The following is a 6404-nucleotide window of genomic DNA, read 5'->3' on the forward strand; positions in this document are numbered from 1 at the left end:
GCGTTCAAAAGGAAAAGTCCTTGAACACATCGGGCATGTCGCCCTGCATGGCCTGCGCCTCTTGCGCTTCATAAGTGGCTTTGTCCCACAACTCGAAGTGGTTGCCCATGCCCAACAGCATGGTGTCTTTGGAAATGCCGGCAGCCTGCCGCAGCTCTGGTGAAATCAGCACGCGCCCCGTACCATCCATCTCCACATCCATGGCATTGCCCAAAAAGATGCGCTTCCACCATTGGGCGGACATGGGCAACTGGGCAATGCGTTCGCGGAATTTCTCCCACTCGGTGCGTGGAAAAACCATGAGACAGCCGTGCGGGTGCTTGGTAATGGTCAGCTGACCCTGCGCCGTGGCGCTCAGGACGTCACGGTGCCGGGTCGGTACAGACAACCGCCCTTTGGCATCCAGACTCAGCGATGAAGCCCCTTGAAACACGGTCACGACCTTTTCCAGTTGAATTGTGCAAGCAGAGACACTTTTCCCCACTTAATTGCACTTTTTTGCACTGTATCAGGAATTCCAGCCAACTCAGTGGGTATAGATCGATTTTTTTCAATGAAATCAAGGGCTTAGCGTGGAAATCGCACCTTGAAAAAGGAGGAAATTCTATGTAAATTAGGCACTTACGAGTGGCAATGAAAGTAACCTGTGAAGGATTTTTAAAAATTTAAAAACATCAAAATCTTTAAAAGAAGTTCGCTGTTTTCAGTTTTCGAGGTTTACATCCAGACGTAAAAAAACCCCTGGAAAGGGGTTTTTCAGGTTTGGCAAGTCAGGGCTCTGATCAATCACCGAACATTTTTTGCTTCAACTCACGCCGCTGCTGTGCCTCCAGGGACAAAGTCGCGGTGGGACGAGCCAGCAATCGGCCCACCCCGATCGGCTCGCCGGTTTCATCGCAGTAGCCATATTCGCCCGAGTCGATCAAGCCAATGGATTGCTCGATTTTCTTGAGCAACTTGCGCTCACGGTCGCGGGTGCGCAGTTCCAGGGCGTGCTCTTCTTCGATGGTGGCCCGGTCCGCCGGATCAGGGACCACCACGGTGTCTTCGCGCAAATGCTCGGTGGTGGCGCCTGCGCTGTTCAGGATTTCCTGCTTCAAGATGGACAGTTTTCGGCGAAAGTACGCCATCTGCACTTTGTTCATGTACTCCGCGTCGGGCATGGCCAAAATTTCGGCATCGGTCAGGCCCTCGACCGGTTTGGTCTTCCAGTTGTTGGCCAGTTTGGGGTCTTTCTTGATCGGCGCAAAAGGTGCAGAGACAGTCACCACGGGGGCGCTGGGCATGAAGCTGGCCTTTGCCGCTGTCGAGGCCACGGCAGGAGGCAGAGAAGGCACCGTGATCTGGGCCAAACGCGCAGAGGGTCGGGTGGATCGAATCAATTGATCGGGTCCGACGGGTGCCACTGCCATCACGGCAGTTTGGGCGACCGGAGGGGTCAGTGTCGCCACTTTTTTAACAGTCATAGGTTTCGCTTCAGGTACGGGGGTCTTCTTTTGTGGAGAAGGTGCGGGTTTGACCTTGGCCTTGGGGGCTGGGGTCGACTTCGGTGCGGCAGTGACTGCTTTTTTAGCGATCGGCACTGCCGCTTTGGTTTTGGAGGCTGCCAACTTGGGGGGCACAACGGCAGGCTTGGACGGCTTGCCGGGTTTGGCGGCAGGTGCAGTGGTTTTGGTTTTCGTTGCGGCTTTGGCAGCGGGCTTGGCTTTGACAGCGCCCTTGCCTGGCGATGCCGGTTTGGCAGGCACGGGCTTTTTGGCGGGCACGGGTTTGGAAGCGGCCGTTTTTTTGACCAGAGCAGGTTGAGACGGTGCCGACTTTTTGACCGGTGCAGGCTTGGCAGGGGCCACCTTTTTAACGGGTGCCAGTTTGGTTTTCGCCTTGCTTGCAATCACTTTTGTCGTTGTTTTTTTATTCGAGGTCTTCACGTCTTGTCTCCTGGCCGTGTGAAAGGGCAGGCCCAAACCTCTTGCCACACAGCAGCAACCGATTGGAAAACCTGTTCATTTGCATTTCAAACCCCTGCTATAGACCTTACAGGGTTCACCAGCCTGGCCCAAAAGGGGGGCTTTAGGCGGGCGATTGTAGCGACAAGAACGATCAAAAAATGCCAGGCCGACGATTAAAGACAAGATCGCGAAAATTGCCATCAAGCCGCCTCATGCGGCGCCAAGTCCATCAGACGAGGCACTGCTCGAGGCCTTGCAACAAAATGTCCTTGGGCAAATCGATGCCAATGAACACCATCTTGCTCATTTTGGCTTCACCATCGGCCCACATCGGACCCAGATCGCTGCCCATGAGCTGGTGCACCCCCTGGAAAATCACCTTGCGTTCGGTGCCGCGCATGTTGAGCACCCCTTTGTAGCGCAGCATGCGAGGACCATAAATGTTGACGATGGCACCCAGAAAGTCTTCCAGTTTGGCCGGCTCAAACGCCCTGTCCGACCTGAAAACAAAGCTTTTCACATCGTCGTCGTGGTGATGGTGATGGCCCTGTTCATGGCCTTCTTCATGGCCATGCGAGGGGTGGTCGCACTGATCGCCATGCGCGTGATCATTCTGGTGTGAAGGGTGGTCGCAGTCATCACCATGCACATGGTCATGGTCATGGTCATGGTCACTTAAAAAGTCTGGGTCAATGTCCAGCTTGGCGTTCAGATTAAAGCCTTTGAGATCGAACACCTCCGACAGCGCCACCTCACCAAAATGCACCACTTTTTGCGGTGCACGCGGGTTCATGTGCTTCAGGCGGTGTTGCAAGGCCTCCAGCTCTTGCGCTGACACCAGATCGGCCTTGCTGATGAAAATTTGGTCGGCAAAACCCACCTGCCGGCGCGCCTCCTGTCGGTCGTTCAATTGCTGGGCCGCATGCTTGGCATCCACCAAAGTCAAAATCGAGTCAAGCAGAAAGGTCTCGGCAATCTCATCGTCCATGAAAAATGTTTGCGCCACAGGACCTGGATCGGCCAAACCGGTGGTCTCAATCACGATGCGGTCAAAGTTCAGCAGGCCCTTGCGGCGTTTGGCCGCCAGCAACTGCAAGGTGGCCCGCAGATCCTCACGAATGGTGCAGCAGATGCAGCCGTTGCTCATCTGGATGATTTGCTCATTGGTTTCCGACACCAGGATCTCGGTGTCGATGTTCTCCTCGCCAAACTCGTTCTCGATCACCGCAATTTTCTGGCCGTGGGCCTCAGACAGTACGCGTTTGAGCAGTGTGGTTTTGCCCGAACCGAGAAAGCCGGTGAGGATGGTGGTGGGGATCAGGGACATGGCGAAATTCCGCTCAAAAGGTCAAAAGAAAAGAGTTGGCAAGTGTAGCGATACATTCAAATCCACCGTGTGCAGGTCAGGCTTGGCCTCGCACGGCGACAGTGCACCCACCCGGCAGGTTCATTTGCGTTTGGCCCGAGGGTGCGCAGCGTCATAGGCCTTGGCCAGGTGCTGAAAATCCAGCCGGGTGTACACCTGCGTGCTGGTGATGTTGGCGTGGCCCAGCAGCTCTTGCACCGCCCGCAAATCACCACTGGACTGCAGCACATGGCTGGCAAACGAATGGCGCAGCATGTGCGGGTGCACGGGGGTGGCCAAGCCAGCCAGCAAGCTGCGCCGCTTCAGCCGTTGCGCCACACCGCGTGCTGTCAGGCGCGTGCCATGCCGCCCCGGAAACAACGCCAGCGCAAGCGCCGATACGCCGGGGGTGGATTGGGTCAACATGCCCGGCAACCGAGGCCGCACCGCCAGCCAATGGGTCAGCGCCTCGATGGCAGAGCGGCCCAAGGGAACGCTGCGTCGCTTGCTGCCTTTGCCCTGAACCTGAACCTCGGCATTTGACAAATCAATCCAACCTCGACCTGCACGACTGGCCTCTGTGCTGGCCACCACATCCAGTCCTGTCAACTCGGCAATGCGCAGGCCACAGCCATAAAGCAGCTCCACCATGGCCGCATCGCGCGCCTCCAGCCACGGGTCGTCACCGGTTTCTTCGTGCTCGGCCAATTGCATCGCCTCGTCCACACCCAACGCTTTGGGCAAGGGTTTGGCCACGCGCGGCGCTCGCACATCGACCACAGGGTTGTGGGAAATCAAGCCTTCGCGTCCCAACCATGTGTAAAAACCGCGCCATCCCGACAAAATAAGGGCAATGCCACGACCACTGCGCCCCGCACTGTGCATCTGCGCCACCCATCGGCGCACATGGCCGCTTTGCACCTGCAGCAAGGGCACCGTTGATGCCATGGCCATGTCGGCCAGTCGAATCAAGTCCAACTGGTACAGGGTGCAAGTGCGCTCGGCCAGGCGTTTTTCAAAACGCACGTGCGCCAGATAACGAACAACCAGCGGGTCAGTGCTTGCCGTCGCCGACATGGGTCAGGCCTGTGGTGCCCGCAAAACCGACAAGGCAGCACCTGCCAACTCGGCCAGACGCTCCAGCAAGTCGGTGCCCATCTGGCTGTTAAAACGCTGCGCATCGGGCGATGCCAAAACCAGCAAGCCAAAAGCCGGCTGGCCTGGCGCCGCGCGCAAAGCCAGCAGCGCCAAAGAGGCCGCTTGCGTGGGCTGGTCCAACCACTGCACGGCCTCATAGCCTGCATTGGGTCCGACATAAGGCGTGTCCAGCGATGTGGCCAAAATTTGCACCGCCTCGGTCACGCCCTTCGCACAGGCCGCCTGAGCGTATTCGCCTTGCAGCGACCACAAACGCAATGCCACTTGAGGCACCTGAAACAACTCGCGGATGTTGTCAACAGCCAAATCGGCCAGGTGATCAGGCGGCGTGACCAGCAGTTCGCACGACCAGCGGTGCAGCTTGTAGGTCAAGATCATGTTTTCGTTGCCATGCCGGATCATGTCCATGATGCGGTGCTCCAGGCCCTTGATCTTGTCGCGCAGCATTTGAGCCTGGCGCTCTTGCAATCCCACGGTGCGGTGGCTTTGCGGATGCGTCAGTTGCACCGATGCCAGCAAAGAGGCGTGGCGCTCAAAAAAGTCAGGCGTGTTCACCAAGTAGTTGGCGATATCGTCTTCGGTGATCGGGCTCATGGGCTCGGAGGGGTTCATGTCGTGGCTCCAAAAATTCAGGAAAGGTGATCGGGCACGTCGATTTCGCCCTCAAAAACGGAGGTGGCGGGGCCCGTCATCAGCACCGGGCTGTCGGCTTGGCCGGCCCACTCGATGGTCAGCGAGCCTCCGTGGGTCTGCACATCGACACGCTGGTCAAGCCAGCCCTGGCGAATGCCCGCGACCACTGCCGCACAAGCGCCCGTACCGCACGCCAGCGTCTCGCCCGAGCCGCGCTCAAACACCCGCAACTTGATCTGGCTGCGCGAGACGACTTGCATGAACCCTGCATTCACACGCTTGGGAAATGCCGGGTGATTTTCAATCAGGGGGCCTTGGGCCAAGACAGGGAAGCTGTCCACGTGGTCGACCCGCTGAACAGCGTGTGGGTTGCCCATCGACAGCACAGCCACCCGGGCAATGCCTGGCTGGCCCAGCGCCAGATCGAACACGGGCCAGCCATTCACCTGGTCACTGACCAGCCCGATCGGATTGAAGGGCACACGGTCCCAGTCGAACACCGGCGCACCCATGTGGACGGTCACCCGACCATCGGGGTTCATGCACAGCTCGATCTCGCCTTGTTGCACCTTGACTCGCACTGTACTTTTGTGGGTCAGCCCCTTGTCGAGGACATAACGCACGAAGCAGCGCGCCCCGTTGCCGCAATGCTCGACCTCACCGCCATCGGCGTTGTGGATCACGTATTCAAAGTCCAGCCCGGGGGCCGGTGAGGGGCGCACGCTCAGGATCTGGTCTGCCCCCACGCCAAAGTGGCGGTCAGCCAGAAAACGGTACTGGGCTGCGCTCAGGCCCAAGCGGCCACGGGTCTCGTCGAGCACGACAAAATCGTTGCCGGCCCCTTGCATCTTGGTAAAGCGAATGTGCATGGCGTGGATTATCGCCTTTGGAACTCGCATGAACCGGGTGGCATTCGCCTTGGCCGGCCCGATAATGCGGCATGGCACGCACATCCCAACTCCTGCACCCCCAACGTGAACCCGCGCCCCTGCGCCCTGCAGCCACCGTGCTGCTGCTGCGCGATGGGCCCGATGGCATCGAGGTCTTGATGACCCGCCGGTCCATGACAGCCAGTTTTGCACCCGGCGCCTACGTGTTTCCTGGTGGTGGCATTGACAGCGCGGACGCCCAAGCCCACAGCATGGCCCACCGCCGCGCCACGCAAAGTGACTTGCACCTGACCCAAGCCATCGCGGCCATCCGTGAAAGCTTCGAAGAACTGGGCATTTTGTTCGCCCGCCACGCCGATGGGCGATGGGCCAACAACGCCGACATCGCCACCCTCAACCGCCAAGCTCCACCCGACACATCCTTCTTCG

General features: G+C 58.6%; 7 protein-coding genes. 1 reads left to right on the top strand and 6 read right to left on the bottom strand.

The annotated features are described in order from the left end of the window. Window positions 1–4: 4 nt before the first annotated feature. From mraZ to dapF, 6 genes are all read right to left on the bottom strand, one after another. Window positions 5–433 (bottom strand): division/cell wall cluster transcriptional repressor MraZ, encoded by a 429-nt coding sequence (gene mraZ, locus ACIQ3A_RS05535; RefSeq protein WP_108406136.1) that lies wholly within the window; start codon window positions 431–433, stop codon window positions 5–7. 349 nt (window positions 434–782) lie between these two features. Then, window positions 783–1928, bottom strand: coding sequence for an RNA polymerase-binding protein DksA (gene dksA / locus ACIQ3A_RS05540; protein ID WP_396430758.1), 1146 nt, complete (start codon window positions 1926–1928; stop codon window positions 783–785). A 250-nt stretch (window positions 1929–2178) separates the two neighbouring features. Beyond that, window positions 2179–3276: a CobW family GTP-binding protein gene (locus tag ACIQ3A_RS05545; protein WP_396430759.1), complete on the bottom strand. Its 1098-nt coding sequence runs from the start codon at window positions 3274–3276 to the stop codon at window positions 2179–2181. 120 nt (window positions 3277–3396) lie between these two features. Next, on the bottom strand, window positions 3397–4371 hold the full coding sequence (locus ACIQ3A_RS05550) for a tyrosine recombinase XerC (RefSeq protein WP_396430760.1): 975 nt from the start codon (window positions 4369–4371) through the stop codon (window positions 3397–3399). Window positions 4372–4374: 3 nt separating this feature from the next. After that, window positions 4375–5064 carry a DUF484 family protein gene (locus ACIQ3A_RS05555; RefSeq protein ID WP_396430761.1) on the bottom strand — a complete coding sequence of 230 codons (690 nt, stop codon included), beginning with the start codon at window positions 5062–5064 and terminating at the stop codon, window positions 4375–4377. A 17-nt stretch (window positions 5065–5081) separates the two neighbouring features. Next, complete coding sequence (gene dapF / locus ACIQ3A_RS05560; RefSeq protein WP_396430762.1) at window positions 5082–5954, bottom strand: diaminopimelate epimerase; 873 nt, start codon at window positions 5952–5954, stop codon at window positions 5082–5084. A gap of 71 nt (window positions 5955–6025) precedes the next feature. Here dapF and ACIQ3A_RS05565 point away from each other — a divergent pair. Then, window positions 6026–6404, top strand: a 379-nt coding sequence (locus tag ACIQ3A_RS05565; protein WP_396430763.1) for an NUDIX domain-containing protein, incomplete at its 3' end; no start/stop codon positions are given.

Origin of the sequence: Limnohabitans sp. (assembly GCF_044361985.1) — a bacterium.
Classification (GTDB): Bacteria; Pseudomonadota; Gammaproteobacteria; order Burkholderiales; family Burkholderiaceae_C; genus Limnohabitans_A.